Below are 18,308 nucleotides of genomic sequence, written 5' to 3'. Positions count from 1 at the left end.
TTGACTTGAATTATCGCGAGAGTGTCCAACTTTTCGCCATGGTTTTGCGGAGAGGGTATTGATCGACCTTCGCGCTGGACCAAGGCTACGCCCGGTTACATCGCTTGGCCCAGACGTCATTCACCCCGGCCTCATCGATCTTCGAAGAATCGGGCCCCGTTCATGTAGCAGTCATGATAAGCAGTGCAAAAGGCTGAGCAAAACAGCCATAACTTTGTTTGGATCCAGAACCGAACCCATGTCTATTGCCAATCTTTCTCCGAGCCTTCCACGCGACTCCGATACGAAGCAGATCGATCACAATGATTCGATCCGCTCGACCTATCTTTCCATCGAGGACATCAAGGCGATGGGCGAAGCCGTCGCCGTCAACGGCGTCGACAAGCTGCCGGCTTTCGCCGCCTTTGATTTCTTCGCGCGCCACAAGGAAAACGAGAAGGAAATCCTGCGCGTCTACCGCACCACGGCAACCGACGTCGAGGCCGGAGAGACGATCACGCCGGCGGCGGAATGGCTGCTGGACAATCACTACATCGTCGAAGAGGCGATCCAGGAGGTTCGTCGCGACTTTCCCCGCCGCTTCTACCGCGAATTGCCGACCATGCGCGTCGGCGGCGTCGACATTCCGCGCACGCTGGTGCTTGCCTGGCTCTACGTTGCCCATACCCACAGCACGATCTCGCAGGAAAGCCTGACGGCGCTGGTCGACGGCTTCCAGACCAGCGAGACGCTGAGGATCGGTGAACTCTGGGCTCTGCCCTCGCTGGTGCGCTATGTGCTGGTGGAAAACCTTCGCCGCATTTCGAGTCGTGTCGAAACCAGCCGCCGCCTGCGCCGCCGCGCCAATGAGGCGGCCGACGAATTGGTACGCCTGACCGATCCGGCCAAGGCTGCCGCCTATCTGAAGACGCTGGAACCGCTTGCCGAAGACAATACCTTCTCGACGCAGTTCCTCTATCGCCTGCGTGACGGCTCACAGACGTCGAGCCTGGCAATCACCTGGCTCGATGAACGCCTGGAAGAGCTCGGTCGCAATACCGAAGAGGCGACGACCGCCGAACACAGCCGTCTGTCTTCCGGCAACGTGACGATGGGCAACATCATCCGCAGCCTGCGCGAGATCGACGATACCGAATGGTCGGTCTGGGTCGAGCAGGTCAGCCATGTCGACAAGCTGCTCTGGGAACATTCGGATTACGGCATCCTCGATTCCGGCTCGCGCAACAAATACCGCAAGCAGATCGAGAAACTGGCCAAGCGCTCGCCGCTGACCGAAATGCAAATCGCCCAGCTGGCGCTCGACATGACCGACGCCGCCAAGGCGTCCGACGAGCCGCAGCAGCATGAGCCGAATGTCGGCGGCTTCCTGTCCGGCGCGCAACGGCCGAAGCTCGAGGCGCGGGCGAATTATCGCCCGACGATCACCCAGCACTTCGTGCGCGCCGTGCGCCGGTTCAACTGGCTGTCGATCGCGCTGCCCGTCATGCTGCTGACGATCATCGCCATGGCGATCGTCGGCAGGTTCATGGCAAGTGCCGGAATGGGCGCCATCGAAATCGCAATCCTGCTGATCATGTTCTCATTGCCGGCCTCGGAGGGCGCAACGGGTCTCTTTAATACCCTGCTGTCCTTCTTCGTGACGCCTGCCCGCCTCGTCGGCTACGAATTCAAGGAAGGCATTCCGGAGGATGCGCGCACGCTGCTCGTCGTGCCCTGCCTGATCTCGAACCGCGACAGCGTCGACGATCAGGTGCGCAATCTCGAAGTTCATTATCTCGCCAATCCGCGTGGAGAGATCTATTTCGCGATGCTCAGCGATTGGCCCGACAGCGATGCCGAGGAAACGCCTGCCGATCTCGAGGTTCTCGATTATGCAAGACGCGAGATCGCCAATCTTTCCGCCCGCTATGCCTATGACGGCAAAACCCGCTTCTACCTGCTGCATCGCCGCCGCCTCTATAACCCCTCGGAAGGCGTATGGATGGGCTGGGAGCGCAAGCGCGGCAAGCTGCACGAGCTGAACATGCTGCTGCGCGGCGACCGCGACACGACTTATCTGCCCGGCGCCAACACCGTTCCGGCCAATGTGCAATATGTGATGACGCTCGATGCCGACACACGCCTGATGCGCGATGCCGTCACCAAGCTCGTCGGCAAGCTCTACCATCCGATCAATCGCCCGGTCATTAATCCGAAGACCGGACGCGTCGAAAGCGGCTACGGCGTGCTGCAGCCGCGTGTCACGCCGTCGCTGACAACGGGCAAGGATGCCTCGGTCTTCCAACGCGTCTTCTCGATCAATCGCGGTCTCGACCCCTATGTCTTCACCGTGTCCGACGTCTATCAGGATCTGGCCGGCGAAGGCACGTTCACCGGCAAGGGTCTCTATCATGTCGATGCTTTCGAAGCCTCGCTGAAGGGCCGCATCGAGGAGAACTCGGTGCTCAGCCACGACCTTCTCGAAGGCTCGATGGCGCGCTGTGCGCTCGTCACCGATCTCGAATTGGTCGAGGATTTCCCGATCCGCTACGAGGTGGAGACCTCGCGCCAGCATCGCTGGGCGCGCGGCGACTGGCAGCTCCTGCCCTATATGTTCAATCCGAAATACGGCGTGACCGCGCTTGGCCGCTGGAAGATGTTCGACAATCTGCGCCGTTCGCTGACGCCGATCGCCTGGTTCTTCGCCTCCGTTCTCGGCTGGTATTTCATGGGTCCGCTCGGCGCGCTCGTCTGGCAGATTCTCTTGATCTTCTGCCTGTTCGTGGCGCCGACGCTATCACTCATCAACGGCATCATCCCGCGCACCAGCGATATCGTCGCCCGCGCCCATCTCTATACGGTCTGGTCGGATATCACCGCCGCCAATGCGCAGGTCGCATTGCGAATCGTCTTCATCGCCGATTCGGTGGCGATGATGGCGGATGCGATCGGCCGTTCGCTCTACCGGCTGCTCGTCAGCCGCAAGCTGATGCTGCAGTGGCGAACCGCCGCCAGCGTCCAGGCCGGCGGGCAAGGCACCCTCGCCTCTTATTACAAGCAGATGTGGCATGCGCCGGTACTGGCGCTGCTGGCGCTCGGTTTCGCAGCCCTTCCCGGCGGCAACGCCTTCCTCGTCGGCATCCCCTTCGCGCTCTTATGGATCCTCTCGCCTGTCGTCGCCTGGTATGTCAGCCAGTCGGCCGAGACCGAGGACCGGCTCGAGGTCGCCGATTCCGTGTCGAGCGAGCTGCGCAAGATCGCCCGGCGCACCTGGCGTTATTTCGAGACCTTCACCACCCCCGAGCAGAATTATCTGCCGCCGGACAATATCCAGGAAACGCCGCACGTCATCGTGGCGGCACGCACCTCGCCGACCAATATCGGCGTCTACCTGCTCTCCGTCGTTTCCGGCCGGCATTTCGGCTGGTTCTCCTTTGAGGAGACGCTCGAACGGCTGGAGCAGACGATCGCGACGATCGACAAAATGGAGAAATTCCGCGGCCATCTGTTCAACTGGTATCACACCGATACGCTGCAGACGCTCGGGCCGCGTTACGTCTCGGCCGTCGACAGCGGCAATCTCGCCGGCCATCTGATCGCTATTTCTTCGGCCTGCCGCAACTGGGCGGAGGCCCCGTCGGCCCACATGCAGGGCAATCTCGACGGTGTCGGCGACACGGCCGGCATCCTCGGCGAAGTGCTGGCGGACCTGCCCGACGACCGCAAGACCGTGCGCCCGCTGCGCCGGCGCCTGGAAGAGCGCATCGTCGGCTTCCAGAATGCGCTTGCCGCCGTCAAGCGCGAGCACGAATTCGCCTCGATCCGCATCATCAACCTTGCCGTTCTCGCACGCGACATCGAAAAGCTCGCCGCCAATCTCGACCACGAGGTCAAGTCGAAGCAGAGCGAGGAAGTCACCCAATGGGCGGCATCCCTGGTGAAGGTCTGCGAGGCGCATATATCAGACAGCACCTTCGATCTTTCCAAGGTCGACGCGCTCCGGCCGCGCCTGGTGGCATTGCGCGACAAGGCCCGCGATCTCGCCTTTTCGATGGATTTCGGCTTCCTGTTCCGGCCGGAACGCCGGCTGCTGTCGATCGGCTACCGCGTCGAAAGCGGCGAGCTCGACCAGGCCTGCTATGACCTTCTCGCCTCGGAATGCCGCCTGACCAGTCTCTTCGGCATCGCCAAGGGCGATCTGCCGACGGAACACTGGTACCGTCTCGGCCGCCAGGTCGTGCCGGTGGGATCACGCGGCGCGCTGGTCTCCTGGTCCGGCTCGATGTTCGAATATCTGATGCCGCCGCTCGTCATGCAGGAGCGTGGCGGGGGTATTCTCAACCAGACGAACAATCTGGTCGTCGTCGAGCAGATGAATTATGCCCGCAAGCTCGGTATCCCGTGGGGCATTTCGGAAGCGGCCTTCAATGCCCGCGACCATAATCTCAATTACCAGTACACGAATTTCGGCGTGCCGACGCTCGGTCTGAAGCGCGGCCTCGGCCACAATGCCGTCATCGCCCCCTATGCTTCGCTGCTGGCCAGCCAGTACGACCCGCCGGGCGCACTCGAAAACCTGCAGAGACTGCGCAAGGTCGGCGCGCTCGGCAAGTTCGGCTTCCACGACGCGGTCGATTTCACCCCGACGCGCGTGCCGGAAGGCAAGAAATGTGCAGTGGTCTACAATTATTATGCCCACCATCACGGCATGTCGATCGCGGCCGTTGCCAACGTCGCCTTCAACGGCCATCTGCGCGAACTCTTCCACTCCGATCCGGTGATCGAGGCGGCGGAGCTTCTGCTGCAGGAAAAGGCGCCGCGCGACATTCCCGTCATGAGCGGCAAGCATGAATCCGATACGCCGGCCAGCATCCAGGAGGATCTCATGCGGCCGGAAATCAGGAAGATCAGCGATCCGCTTTCGCGCGACCGCGAGCTCGTGTTCCTGTCGAACGGCCATTATTCCATGATGCTGACGGCGACGGGCGCCGGTTATTCCCGCTGGAACGGTCTTTCCGTTTCCCGCTGGAAGGCCGATCCGACCGAAGACCGCTGGGGCACCTTCATCTTCCTGCGCGATACCGCCACCAACGAATGGTGGTCGGCGACAGCGGAGCCGAAGGGTGTCGAGGGCGAAAAGATCAAGGTCGAATTCGCCGACGAGAAGGCGCAGTTCATCAAGACGGTCGGCGATCTGACGAGCGAGGTGGAGTGCATCATCGCCACAGAGCACGATGCCGAAGCCCGCCGCGTTACCCTGCTCAACATGGGCACGGAAGATCGTTTCATCGAAGTCACGTCCTATCTCGAACCGGTGATTACCTCTGACGATACCGACAATGCGCATCCGGCATTCGCCCGCATGTTCGTCAAGACCGAGATCGGCAAGCGTGGCGACGTCATCCGTGCCGAACGCAACAAGCGTGACCCGAACGAGCCGAACATCAGCATCGCGCATCTGATCGTCGACAATGCCGGCGACACCCGGCACACCGAATTCGAAACCGATCGGCGCAAGTTCATCGGCCGCGGCCGCAGCCTTGCCGATGCGGCGGCCTTCGATCCGGGCGCGAGCCTTTCCGGCAGCGACGGCTTCACGCTCGATCCCGTAATGTCGCTGCGCCGCACGGTGCGGGTGCCGGCCGGCAAGAAGGTCAGCGTGTTCTTCTGGACGATCGCCGCGCCAAGCCGCGACGAGGTCGACAAGGCGGTCAATCGCTACCGTCACCCCGACGCCTTCAACCATGAGCTCGTCCAGGCCTGGACGCGCACGCAAGTGCAGATGCGCCATGTCGGCGTCACCTCGCAGCAGGCGGCCGCCTTCCAGCATCTCGGGCGCTACCTCGTCTATCCCGACATGCAGCTGCGCAAGGATGAGGCGACGGTCGAGGCCGGCCTGCAATCGCAATCGGCGCTCTGGCCGCTGGCGATCTCCGGCGATTTCCCGCTCTTCACGCTGCGCGTCAACGACGACATGGATCTCGATATCGCCCGCGAGGCATTGCTGGCGCAGGAATATCTGCGCTCGCGCGGCGTCACCGCCGATCTCGTCATCATGAACGAACGCGCCTCTTCCTATGCGCAGGACATGCAACACGCACTCGACGCCATGTGCGAGAACGTACGCCGCATGGGTCAGGCCGACGGCTTGCGCCAGCATATTTTCGCGGTTCGCAAGGACCTGATGGAGGAGGAAACTTACAAGGCACTGATCGCGGCTTCCCGCGTCACCCTGCATGCGAAGAACGGCAAGGTGGTCGACCAGATCAACCGCGCCGTGGCACTGTTCGCCCCCTCCAAGGAGGAGCTGCAGGAGATGGAACGGGCCGAGCGCAACAAGGTCCCGGTCAAGCGTGTCGCGCCGGTGCCGCCGCCCGTCGTGCCCGCTGTCCTCATCGAGGAAGAAGGCGATCTCGACTTCTGGAACGGTATCGGCGGCTTTGCCCGCGACGGCCGCGAATATGTCGTTCGCTTGCCCGGAGGTCATGCGACGCCGCAGCCTTGGATCAACGTCATCTCCAACGACAGGTTTGGCTTCCACGTGTCGGCCGAAGGCGCAGGTTTCACCTGGAGCGTCAATTCGCGCGATTATCAGCTGACGTCCTGGTCGAACGATGCGGTGGTCAACCGGTCGGGCGAGGCCTTCTATCTCGCCGATCTCGAAAGCGGCGCCGTCATGACGCCGTTCGCAGCGCTTTCGCGCCGGCCGGATATCCGCTTCGAAGCCCGCCACGGGCTCGGCTATTCGGTCTTCTCCACCGTTCAGCACGAAATTGCACTCGAGCTGACACAAACGATCGACCGCGAGAAGCCGGTGAAACTGCAGCGCCTGCGCCTGCGCAACACCGGTTCGACCGGCCGCAAGCTGCGTCTCTATGGCTACGTCGAATGGGTTCTCGGCAGCAATCCCGGACGCACCGCACCCTTCATCCTGTCGAGCCATGACGGGGAGACGGGGGCGCTCTTTGCCACCAATCCCTACAGCATCGATTTTTCCAACCGAACCGCCTTCTTCGCGGCGAGCGAGACGCTTTCAAGCTTCTCGGCTAGCCGGCGCGAATTTATCGGCAAGGCTGGCACGATCCAGATGCCTCAGGCCGTCACCTCCGCAGCCCCGCTTTCGGGCGTCACCGATCTCGATGGCGATCCGGCCGCGGCTCTGGCGATCGACATCGAACTCGGGGCCGGCGAAGAGCGCGACGTCACCTTCTTCCTCGGCGATACCCCGACGGAAGAAGAAGCGCGCGCCTTGATCGCCGAGATCCGCAAATCTTCGTTCGACGATGCGGTCGAGGCAAACCGCGCCTTCTGGCGGGATTTCACCGGCAGGCTGCAGATCTCGACGCCGGATCGCGGGATGAACAATCTCGTCAACACCTGGCTGCCTTATCAGAGCCTCGGCTGCCGCATCATGGCCCGCACCGCCTTCTACCAGGCAAGCGGCGCCTTCGGTTTCCGCGACCAGTTGCAGGATACGCTGGCCTTCCTGATGCACGAACCCTCGATCGCCCGGCGGCAGATTCTGAATGCCGCCTCACGGCAGTTCCGCGAAGGCGACGTTCAGCATTGGTGGCTGCCGGGAACGGGTGCGGGCGTTCGCACCTTGATTTCGGATGACGTCGTCTGGCTGAGCTACGCGATCCAGCATTATTGCAGCGTCACCGGCGACAAGAGCGTACTCGACGAGGAGCTTGCCTTCCTGGAAGGCCCCGCTCTTCTCGAAGGTCAGCACGACTCGTTCTACAAGCCGGAGATTTCGGAGGACAAGGCGAGTGTCTATGAACATGCGGCCCTGGCGCTCGATCTCGCCGTCGCCCGCAAGGGCGCGAACGGTCTGCCGCTATTCCTCGGCGGTGACTGGAACGACGGCATGAACCGCGTCGGCATCGGCGGGCGCGGCACCAGCGTCTGGCTCGGCTGGTTCCTGGCGGGTGCATTGCGCGCCTTCATTCCCTATGCAGAAGAGCGCGGCGATACGGCCCGGGTGGAGCGCTGGTCGGCCCATCTCGCCGAATTGAAGAAGGCGCTCGAAATTGCCGCGTGGGACGGCAGCTACTATCGCCGCGGCACATTCGATGACGGTGCGTTGCTCGGCTCCAAGGAAAGCCCGGAATGCCGGATCGACTCCATCGCGCAATCCTGGAGCGTTCTGTCCGGCGAGGGCGACCCGGCTCGTGCCGGAAAGGCGATGGATGCCGTGCTCGACCAACTGGTCGATGAGGAGGCGCGCATCATCCGGCTGTTCACGCCGCCTTTCGTCAATTCCGCCAGGGATCCCGGTTACATCAAGGCCTATCCCCCGGGCGTGCGTGAAAACGGCGGCCAATATACCCATGCCGCGACCTGGGTGGTGATGGCGCTCGCAGAGCTGAAGCGTGGCGACGACGCGCTGCGCTGCTTCCAGATCCTCAATCCGATCACGCATGCGCTCGACAAGGCTTCGGCCGAACAATACCGGGTCGAACCCTATGTCGTGGCAGCCGACGTCTATGGGCATGAGCCTTATACGTCGCGCGGCGGCTGGACCTGGTATACCGGATCGGCCGGCTGGCTCTACCGGGCCGCCGTCGAGGGCATTCTCGGTATCCGGTTGAAGGATGGCCGGCTCCATGTGCGTCCGTCGCTCCCGTCGGAATGGGACGGTTTTGCGGCGGAGGTGGAGCGGGGCGGCGTCAAATACCGCATTTCGGTCTCAAAAGCGTCCAATGCCGGCGGCTACACTCTGTCGATCAACGGCAGCGAAGTCACCGATCCCGAAGAGGGATATCCGCTCGGATAACAGCGTTCTCCACGCTGAAGAACACGGCGATTCGCGGCGGCCAAAAGGAACCCTTTTGGCCGCCGTCGCGTTTGCAAAATCGGATAACAGGAGAAACCCATATGGCAAGCACGCTGACCGAAGCCATCGGCACCGAGCGCAGTTCCTCATCCGCTGCTGCGACGGGGCGCGACACAAGGCTTGACGTGCTGCGTGGCCTGGCCCTGATCATGATTTTCATCAATCATGTTCCCGGACAGATCTTCGAATATGTGACGACGAAGAATTTCGGCTTTTCCGATGCCGCCGAGGCCTTCGTCCTGATCTCCGGCATCGCCGTCGGCCTCGCCTATGGTTCCCGCTTCAAGCCGGGCGGCCGCATCAAGACGGCGATCAAGGCGGCGCGGCGCGCCTTCACGCTTTACCTTGCGCATATGATCACCACCTTCATGACGCTGGCGCTTTTCATCTGTGGTGCTTGGCTGTTTCACCGGCCGGGGCTGCTGGTCGAGATCAACATCCTGGCGGTTCTGATGAACCTGAAGGAAGGCATTCCGGCGCTGCTGCTGCTCGGTCACCAGATCGGCTACAACAATATCCTGCCGATGTATGGCGCATTGTTGCTGATGGTGCCGATCATCCTGCTCCTCAACGAGCGAAGCCCGCTTCTGGCGCTCGCCGTTTCCGGCACGGTCTGGCTGCTGGCCGGCATTTACGAGGTGGCCCCGCACAATTTGCTGATAGAGGGCTACTGGTTCCTCAATCCGCTCTCCTGGCAGTTCCTGTTTTCGATTGGAATTGTTTCGATCCTGCATATCAAGCGCGGCGGCACGATCCCGCGGCATCCGCTGTTGTTTGCGGCTGCCGCCTTCTATGTCCTGCTGTCCTTCGTCTGGGTAACCGGCCATCTCTGGATTTTCGGCAATTCGCTGGCGGCGCTCGGCCTGCCCACCGTCATCACCGGTTTCGACAAGACCTTCCTGTCGCTGCCGCGGCTGCTGCATGTGCTGGCGCTGACCTATCTCATCATCAGCATCCCGGCGTTCTCGCGCATCCTGCGGCGCCCCGCCGAACACCCGCTGACGATCCTCGGCCGCCATTCGCTGAACATCTTCGTTGCCGGCACGATCCTCGCCATGATCGGCCAGGTCGTGCTCTATATCACCAACAAGGATCCGCTGGTCGGTCCGCTCTTCGTGATCGTGGGCATCGCGACGCAATTCGCCTATGCCTACTACCTCGAGCACAAGCGCCAGCTGGGCAAGATCAAGCACAAGCTCGTGACGGAGATTGCCGCCGTCCCTGTGCCTGTGCGAGTCGGCGGAGCGGCGAATACCTATCGCCGGACCAATCGGAAATAGGAATCCCCGGTCTGATCTGATTGAAGAGCGACGCTCTAACACTATGAGCCCGCACCTCGGCCCGCTGTAATGCCGCCGGCTCAACTTTAATGGACGAGAATATTCACCAGCCGGTCGAAAGGATCGCGCACGTAGAAGCGCCTGACGCCCCAGGGCTCGTCGGCCGGACCGTATTCGATCGGAACGCCGGCGGCCGTCATCGCCTCGAAAGCAGCATCGAGATCATCCACCTCGATGGAGAGATCGGGCACCGGAGTTCCGGAGCCGCCTTGGCTGGCGACACTGAGCTGAACCTTCATGGAAGTATTCGCGCCGAACGTGACGATCCAGCCGAGATCCATCATCAGATCAAGCCCCAGAATATCCTCATAGAAGCGTTTGGCCGGAGTAATGTCCGGCGCCTCGATGTTGGCGACAATACGCAGGACCTTCATGGGTTTTTCTCCTGTGCTTGGGGACAGCAGGAGGTTAGGGAAGAACGGTAGGGGGATCAATCTGTCTTGATCTCAGCGGAGAGGCTGTGCCGTGCGGCACCTCCCGGGCATCTCCCCCACAAGGAGGGAGATTGGCTGGGCGGGAAGGCTTCCCCAAACAACGACCGTAGAGTTATTTGATAGAGCAGAGAGGGACGGATGATCCAACCTCTTGCCAATCTCCACCCTTGTGGGGGAGATGCCCGGCAGGGCAGAGGGGGGTGCCACACGGCATGTGGCTAATGCATATCGTCCGCAGCGGTTTTGGGAGGAAGCAAAGTCCTAAAGCGTAGCGTATAAACATCACCAAACAAAAGGCCGGAAGGATCGCTTCTTCCGGCCTTATTCTGCAACCCGAAGCGCTCAGGCGGCTTCGGTGGTGTGGGCCTTGCGGACTTCTTCGTCCGTCAGGATGCCGCTGGCGCGCAGCAGCGCGGCGAAACGGCCGTTGCTGTGGCTGAGCTCATCGAAGCCACCCTGCTCGACGACACGTCCATCATCGAGGAAGAGCACCATATCGGCTTCGCGGACCGTCGAGAGGCGGTGGGCGATAATGAAGGTGGTGCGGTTCTGCCGCAGATTGTCGATCGCGGCCTTGACGCGGGCTTCGGTCTCGACGTCGAGCGCCGAGGTCGCTTCATCGAGCACCAGGATCGGCGCATCCTTGAGGATGGCGCGGGCAATCGCGATGCGCTGACGTTCACCGCCGGAGAGCTTATTGCCGCGTTCGCCGACATGGGTATCGTAACGATCCTCACGGGTCTCGATGAAGTCGGCGGCGGCGGCGGCTTCGGCCGCACGGCGCATGTCCTCCTCGCTCGCACCTTCGCGGCCGAGGCGGATATTGTCGCTGATCGAGCGATTCAGCAGGCCCGCATCCTGGAAGACGGTCGCGATATGGCGACGCAGCGACTTCCGGGTCACCTTGGTGATATCGGTGCCGTCGACGAGAATCTGGCCGCCCTGCGGGTCGTAGACGCGCTGCAGCAGGTTGACCAGCGTCGTCTTGCCGGCGCCGGTCGGGCCGACGATGGCGACTGTCTGGCCTGCCTTCACCGAGAAGGAGACATTGTGCAGGCCCTGCGAGCTGTTGCCGAAGCCGAAGGAGACGTCGCGGAATTCGACCGCACCCTTCACGTTCTTGATCTCGCTATTGCCGGCCGGCTCTTCACGGTCGCGCACCGAGTCTTCGAGCGTGTAGAAGTCCTCTAGCTTGGAGCGGGCCTCGAAGATCTGCGTCGCGAATTGGCGCATCAGGTCGAGACGGGCGATCAGCAGGTTGGCAAAGCCGATAAAGGCGATGACGTCACCGATGCGCAGCTCGCCGGACTGGACGAGCATCGTGCCGATGATCAGAACCACCATCATCGCGATGGTCGAGGCCATGCGGTTCAGCGCGCTGGCGAGCGCCCACCAGTCGAGCACCGGATACTGCGCTTCCAGCAGCCGGTTGGCGAAGGATTTCAACGCCTTGGTTTCCGCTTCGATGCGGTTGTAGCTATGCAGAACGGAGACGTTGCTGATCGAATCGCTGACATGCGAGAAGACGGTATGGTAGTGGTTTTCGACCGAAGCCTGGCCATCCTTGGTGCGGCTCATGACCACGCGGCCGATCAGCCAATAGGCGATGCCAAGCACGATCAGCACCGCGGAGAGGCGCAAGTCCATCGACATTGCCGTCGGCACCAGCAGGGACAGCGCAATGACCGTCGACAGGTGATTGCGCATGAACTCAAGCCAGAGGCCGAACAGCGTCTCGCAGGCACGCAGCAGTGTATGCAGCGCGTTGGAGGTGCCGCGCTGATGGTGCCAGGCAAGCGGCATGGAAATGATCCGGCCGAAGGCTTCCGTAAGCAACGTTGCCCGCCGGCCATGGGCAAGCCGGTCGGCCTCGCGGGAGACCAGAACGAAGGCGACGGTATTGAACACGGCGAAACCAGCCCACATGAAGAGGATGGGCTTGACTTCACCCTTGCCCGATATCGCATCGATGATGCGACCGAACAGGATCGGTTCCGCAATGGTGATGGTCGCCAGAACAATGTTGGCGATAACGACCAGGGATACGCGGAGCTTGTAAGCGCCAAGATAGCGCAGAGCTCTTGCATAGACCTTGAATAGCGACACGTCTAACCTCTTGTGCATCTGCGAAAACGGGAATGATGGGATGCTACAAAAGGCTACCTGAACCGGCGATTAACGGAGTATTCGGAATTCAGCCCGCCGGGTGGTTAACTTGATTGCACGATCACAGCTGCGACGAATTTGAAGCCGCCTCAATAGGATAGAACGGAGGCGTTCTCGGGCTCCTCAGATTTTTCGGCGCGGGGTCTGGCGCCGGAATTCCACCATGATTATATCTCGCGACAATTTGCGCTTGCATTTTAATCGATGTTTAGCGCAGCATTAAATTAGAGACTGCATTTTTTGAAGAAGACCGTTACGCGACCAATCTGAACAGCCGCCAACGGCCTGGATGCGGGCATCAGGTCCGGACAAAGGGCGCTATTTGTGAATATTAATTCTTTAATTCAATTGCTTGTCATTCTGGAAGAGTGCCCAAATCCGGACGCCGTCGTCACCGAGCTCGAGCAGGTCCTCCACGGTTCCGGTTTCGAGTATTACGGTCTGCTGCGACATTTGCAGCAAAACCCGGCGCAGCAGAAGATCGAACTGCGCGCCGCGCCGCTTGCCGGCCGCTGGCCGGAACAATGGCTACAGATATATGCCGCAAAAAAATATGTCCGGATCGATCCGATGGTGCGTTATCTCGCGCATGCGCAACGGCCCTTCCGCTGGCGGGAGAGCATGGCAGCCTTCGACGGTGACGCGCATCAGCGCCGCATGGAGCAGATGATGGTCGATGCCTTCGGCCACGGATTGGAGGACGGCTATCTCTTTCCGATTCATGGGCGCAACGGCATTCTCGGCAGCCTCAGCCTCGGCGGCAAGCCGATCGATTTGTCGCCGGTGGAAATCGCGCTGCTCGAGGCCGTGGCGCGCAAGACCTTCTGGCGATTGCTTGACCTGAAAGGCGAGGCTGAGGCGCTGGAAACGATGCTGCCGACTGAGACGCCGCTGACGCGGCGCGAGATGGAAATCCTCCACTATCTTGCCGAAGGCATGACGTCGATGGAGATCAGCAAAATGTTGAAGATCTCAAACCATACCGTCGACTGGTACATGAACGGTCTGCAGGGCAAGCTGAAGGCAAAGAACAGGCAGCAGGCAGTGGCGCTTGCCTTCCGCCACGGTCTGATAAGCTAGGCTTTTCTATCCATCTCGGTGGAAATCGCTGCATACCGCCGGCCGACATGTCCTGGCATGGCGAGAAAGTGCATTTCGCAGTCGCAAGAGAAATTGAACTTCCCGTGACAAGAAGTTAAGAATTTTCTTCGCGGGTGCAGCATGCCCGCGTCTGAACGACGGAGGAGACCGTTTTGCCCATATCCAAGATACTCGTTGCCAACCGCTCCGAAATAGCCATTCGCGTCTTCCGCGCGGCCAACGAGCTTGGAATAAAAACGGTGGCGATCTGGGCGGAGGAGGACAAGCTGGCGCTGCACCGCTTCAAGGCGGACGAGAGCTATCAGGTCGGACGCGGTCCGCATCTGGCGCGTGATCTCGGGCCGATCGAAAGCTATCTTTCGATCGACGAGGTGATCCGCGTCGCCAAGCTTTCCGGTGCCGACGCGATCCATCCGGGCTACGGCCTCTTGTCGGAAAGCCCGGAATTCGTCGATGCCTGCAACAAGGCCGGCATCATCTTCATCGGTCCGAAGGCCGATACGATGCGCCAGCTCGGCAACAAGGTCGCGGCGCGCAACCTGGCGATCTCGGTCGGCGTGCCGGTCGTGCCGGCAACCGAGCCGCTGCCGGACGACATGAAGGAAGTCGCCAGAATGGCGGCCGAGATCGGTTATCCCGTTATGCTGAAGGCCTCCTGGGGCGGCGGCGGGCGCGGCATGCGCGTCATTCGTTCCGAGGCCGATCTCGCCAAGGAGGTGACCGAAGCCAAGCGCGAGGCGATGGCCGCCTTCGGCAAGGATGAAGTCTATCTCGAAAAGCTCGTCGAGCGCGCCCGCCACGTCGAAAGCCAGATCCTCGGCGACACCCACGGCAATGTCGTGCATCTCTTCGAGCGCGACTGTTCCGTTCAGCGCCGCAATCAGAAGGTCGTCGAGCGCGCGCCGGCACCCTATCTTTCGGAAGCGCAGCGCCAGGAGCTTGCCGGCTATTCGCTGAAGATCGCAGAGGCGACGAACTATATCGGCGCCGGCACCGTCGAATATCTGATGGATGCCGATACCGGCAAATTCTACTTCATCGAAGTAAATCCGCGCATCCAGGTCGAGCACACGGTGACCGAAGTCGTCACCGGCATCGATATCGTCAAGGCGCAGATCCACATCCTCGACGGCTTTGCGATCGGCACGCCGCAATCGGGCGTGCCGAAGCAGGAAGACATCCGTCTCAACGGTCACGCCCTGCAGTGCCGCGTGACGACGGAAGATCCGGAACATAATTTCATTCCGGATTACGGCCGCATCACCGCCTATCGCTCGGCCTCCGGCTTCGGCATCCGCCTCGACGGCGGCACCTCTTATTCCGGCGCCATCATCACCCGCTATTACGATCCGCTGCTCGTCAAGGTCACGGCCTGGGCGCCGAACCCGCTGGAAGCCATTTCCCGCATGGACCGGGCGCTGCGCGAATTCCGTATCCGAGGTGTAGCCACCAATCTGACCTTCCTCGAAGCGATCATCGGCCACCCGAAATTCCGCGACAACAGCTATACGACCCGCTTCATCGACACGACGCCGGAGCTCTTCCAGCAGGTCAAACGCCAGGACCGCGCGACGAAACTCCTGACCTATCTCGCCGACGTCACCGTCAACGGCCATCCCGAGGCCAAGGACAGGCCGAAGCCGCTGGAAAATGCCGCCAGACCGGTGGTGCCCTATGCCAATGGCAACGGCGTGAAGGATGGCACGAAGCAGCTTCTCGACACGCTTGGCCCGAAGAAATTCGGCGAATGGATGCGCAACGAGAAGCGGGTGCTTCTGACCGACACGACGATGCGCGACGGCCACCAGTCGCTGCTCGCCACCCGCATGCGCACCTATGACATCGCCCGCATTGCCGGCACCTATGCGCACGCGCTGCCGAACCTGCTCTCGCTCGAATGCTGGGGCGGCGCCACCTTCGACGTCTCGATGCGATTCCTCACGGAAGATCCGTGGGAGCGCCTGGCGCTGATCCGCGAGGGGGCGCCGAACCTGCTCCTGCAGATGCTGCTGCGCGGCGCCAATGGTGTCGGCTACACCAACTATCCCGACAATGTCGTCAAATACTTCGTCCGCCAGGCGGCCAAGGGCGGCATCGATCTCTTCCGCGTCTTCGACTGCCTGAACTGGGTCGAGAACATGCGGGTATCGATGGATGCCATTGCCGAGGAGAACAAGCTCTGCGAGGCGGCGATCTGCTATACCGGCGACATCCTGAACTCGGCGCGGCCGAAGTACGACTTGAAGTACTATACCGATCTTGCCGTCGAGCTCGAAAAGGCCGGCGCCCATATCATTGCGCTGAAAGACATGGCGGGTCTCCTGAAGCCTGCGGCGGCGAAGGTTCTGTTCAAGGCGTTGCGCGAAGCGACCGGCCTGCCGATCCACTTCCACACGCATGATACATCGGGCATCGCGGCGGCGACCGTTCTTGCCGCGGTCGAAGCCGGCGTCGATGCCGTCGATGCGGCGATGGATGCGCTGTCCGGCAATACCTCGCAGCCCTGTCTCGGCTCGATCGTCGAGGCGCTCTCCGGCTCCGAGCGCGATCCCGGCCTGGATCCGGAATGGATCCGCCGCATTTCCTTCTATTGGGAAGCGGTGCGCAACCAGTATGCCGCCTTCGAAAGCGATCTCAAGGGGCCGGCATCGGAGGTCTATCTGCATGAAATGCCGGGTGGCCAGTTCACCAACCTCAAGGAGCAGGCCCGCTCGCTGGGGTTGGAAACCCGCTGGCATCAGGTGGCGCAGGCCTATGCCGACGCCAACCAGATGTTCGGCGACATCGTCAAGGTGACGCCATCCTCCAAGGTCGTTGGCGACATGGCGCTGATGATGGTCTCCCAGGACCTGACGGTCGCCGATGTCGTCAGCCCCGACCGCGAAGTCTCCTTCCCGGAATCGGTGGTGTCGATGCTGAAGGGCGATCTCGGCCAGCCACCGTCGGGATGGCCGGAAGCGCTGCAGAAGAAGGCATTGAAGGGCGAAAAACCCTATACGGTACGTCCGGGCTCACTTCTGAAGGAAGCCGATCTCGATGCGGAACGCAAGGTCATCGAGAAGAAGCTGGAGCGTGAGGTCAGCGACTTCGAATTCGCTTCCTATCTGATGTATCCGAAGGTCTTCACCGACTTTGCGCTTGCCTCCGATACCTACGGCCCGGTTTCGGTGCTGCCGACGCCCGCCTATTTCTATGGGCTGGCAGACGGCGAGGAGCTGTTTGCCGATATCGAAAAGGGCAAGACGCTCGTCATCGTCAACCAGGCGACGAGCGCCACCGACAGCCAGGGCATGGTCACCGTCTTCTTTGAGCTCAACGGCCAACCACGCCGCATCAAGGTGCCTGACCGCGCCCATGGGGCGACCGGGGCGGCCGTGCGCCGCAAGGCCGAGATCGGCAACGCCGCCCATGTCGGCGCGCCGATGCCCGGTGTCATCAGCCGCGTCTTCGCCTCGCCGGGCCAGGCCGTCAGTGCCGGTGACGTGCTCGTCTCCATCGAGGCGATGAAGATGGAAACCGCGATTCATGCGGAAAAGGACGGCACCATTGCCGAAGTGCTGGTCAAGGCCGGCGACCAGATCGATGCGAAGGACCTGCTCGTGGTTTACGGCGGATGAGCGAACGGCACGAAAGGTTTCGTCCGCCCGTCCTTGCCAGGTCGGGCTGATCACCCGATTGTGTAGAGCCAGGCTGTTAAAAGACCGGCTTTTTCGAAAAGCGAATGGCCTCCTCGCCTTGCCCGGCGGGGAGGCTTTTTCGTAGACTTGCCTGCCTGCCCCTCCCAAGATCAATCAGGAAACGATTTCATGAGCAAATTGAAGATCGCCGTCATTGTCGGCAGCACTCGTATTGGCCGTTTTGCCGAACATCCGGCAAAATGGATTGCCGGGCTCGCCGGCCAACGCTCCGATCTGGAAGTCGAGGTTCTCGATCTTCTCGACTATCCCATGCATTTCTTTGGCGAAGAGCGCGCCACCACGGCGGAAAGCGACACCGCCGAGCACTGGAAGAAGAAGCTGCGCGAATTTGACGGCTACATATTCACCGTCGCCGAGTACAATCATGCGCCGACGGCGGTTCTGAAGAACGCTATCGATCTCGGCGAGTTCATTCACAAGCCGGTCGCCTTCGTCGGTTACGGCGGCGTCGGCGGCGCGCGCGCCGTCGAGCAGCTTCGCCTGATCTTCGTGGAAATGGGCGCCGCCTCGGTGAAAACGGGCGTGCACATCGCTTTCAGCGAATATCTGAGCGTGCTCAAGGAAGGCAAGAGCCTTGGCGATTACCCGCACCTCAACGAGGCGGCGAAGAACCAGCTCGACCAGCTCACCTGGTGGGGCAATGCGTTGAAGGCGGCGCGTTCGGTCGTCACCTCAGCCTGAGGCGGAGGCTTAAAATCAAAGCGTCTCACGTGAATCACGATTCACGTGAGACAATTAGAGCAATTCCAGC

The 18,308-nt window shown here is 61.5% G+C and carries 7 protein-coding genes; 5 read left to right on the top strand and 2 right to left on the bottom strand.

Annotation, left to right across the window (positions count from 1 at the left end; genetic code table 11):
• The first annotated feature begins 238 nt into the window (after positions 1 to 238).
• Positions 239 to 8,758 carry a glucoamylase family protein gene (locus QWJ46_RS08445; protein WP_302750642.1) on the top strand — a complete coding sequence of 2,840 codons (8,520 nt, stop codon included), beginning with the start codon at positions 239 to 241 and terminating at the stop codon, positions 8,756 to 8,758.
• Positions 8,759 to 8,859: 101 nt separating this feature from the next.
• Positions 8,860 to 10,098 (top strand): OpgC family protein, encoded by a 1,239-nt coding sequence (locus QWJ46_RS08440; RefSeq protein ID WP_302750640.1) that lies wholly within the window; start codon positions 8,860 to 8,862, stop codon positions 10,096 to 10,098.
• 86 nt (positions 10,099 to 10,184) lie between these two features.
• Here the strand turns inward: QWJ46_RS08440 and QWJ46_RS08435 are convergent, their stop codons facing one another.
• Together QWJ46_RS08435 and QWJ46_RS08430 are read right to left on the bottom strand one after the other, a co-directional pair.
• Entirely contained in the window at positions 10,185 to 10,532 is a 348-nt protein-coding gene (locus QWJ46_RS08435; RefSeq protein WP_302750638.1) for a VOC family protein, read from the bottom strand.
• A 402-nt stretch (positions 10,533 to 10,934) separates the two neighbouring features.
• The gene (locus QWJ46_RS08430; protein WP_302750636.1) at positions 10,935 to 12,698 is read right to left on the bottom strand and encodes a glucan ABC transporter ATP-binding protein/ permease; all 1,764 of its coding nucleotides are present in this window, start codon (positions 12,696 to 12,698) and stop codon (positions 10,935 to 10,937) included.
• 384 nt (positions 12,699 to 13,082) lie between these two features.
• Here QWJ46_RS08430 and QWJ46_RS08425 point away from each other — a divergent pair, with 384 nt between their 5' ends.
• The 3 genes from QWJ46_RS08425 to QWJ46_RS08415 all read left to right on the top strand — a co-directional run bounded on the left by QWJ46_RS08425 (position 13,083) and on the right by QWJ46_RS08415 (position 18,238).
• Positions 13,083 to 13,838 carry a LuxR family transcriptional regulator gene (locus tag QWJ46_RS08425; RefSeq protein WP_184454646.1) on the top strand — a complete coding sequence of 252 codons (756 nt, stop codon included), beginning with the start codon at positions 13,083 to 13,085 and terminating at the stop codon, positions 13,836 to 13,838.
• Positions 13,839 to 14,011: 173 nt separating this feature from the next.
• Positions 14,012 to 17,476, top strand: coding sequence for a pyruvate carboxylase (pyc, locus tag QWJ46_RS08420; protein ID WP_302750634.1), 3,465 nt, complete (start codon positions 14,012 to 14,014; stop codon positions 17,474 to 17,476).
• 189 nt (positions 17,477 to 17,665) lie between these two features.
• A complete protein-coding gene (locus tag QWJ46_RS08415) occupies positions 17,666 to 18,238 on the top strand; it encodes an NADPH-dependent FMN reductase (RefSeq protein WP_302750633.1) in 573 nt (190 codons plus the stop codon).
• The last annotated feature ends 70 nt before the right edge of the window (positions 18,239 to 18,308 follow it).

Origin of the sequence: Rhizobium sp. CBN3, assembly GCF_030518245.1 — a bacterium.
In the GTDB taxonomy this organism is placed as follows: domain Bacteria; phylum Pseudomonadota; class Alphaproteobacteria; order Rhizobiales; family Rhizobiaceae; genus Rhizobium; species Rhizobium aethiopicum_A.
This window is presented reverse-complemented; position numbering and strand designations above follow the sequence as displayed.

Bases quoted from the DNA above. Each gene is read 5' to 3' on its own strand.
- QWJ46_RS08445 (WP_302750642.1), top strand. From the start codon at position 239: ATGTCTATTGCCAATCTTTCTCCGAGCCTTCCACGCGACTCCGATACG.
- QWJ46_RS08435 (WP_302750638.1), bottom strand. From the start codon at position 10,532: ATGAAGGTCCTGCGTATTGTCGCCAACATCGAGGCGCCGGACATTACT.
- QWJ46_RS08415 (WP_302750633.1), top strand. From the start codon at position 17,666: ATGAGCAAATTGAAGATCGCCGTCATTGTCGGCAGCACTCGTATTGGC.
- QWJ46_RS08440 (WP_302750640.1), top strand. From the start codon at position 8,860: ATGGCAAGCACGCTGACCGAAGCCATCGGCACCGAGCGCAGTTCCTCA.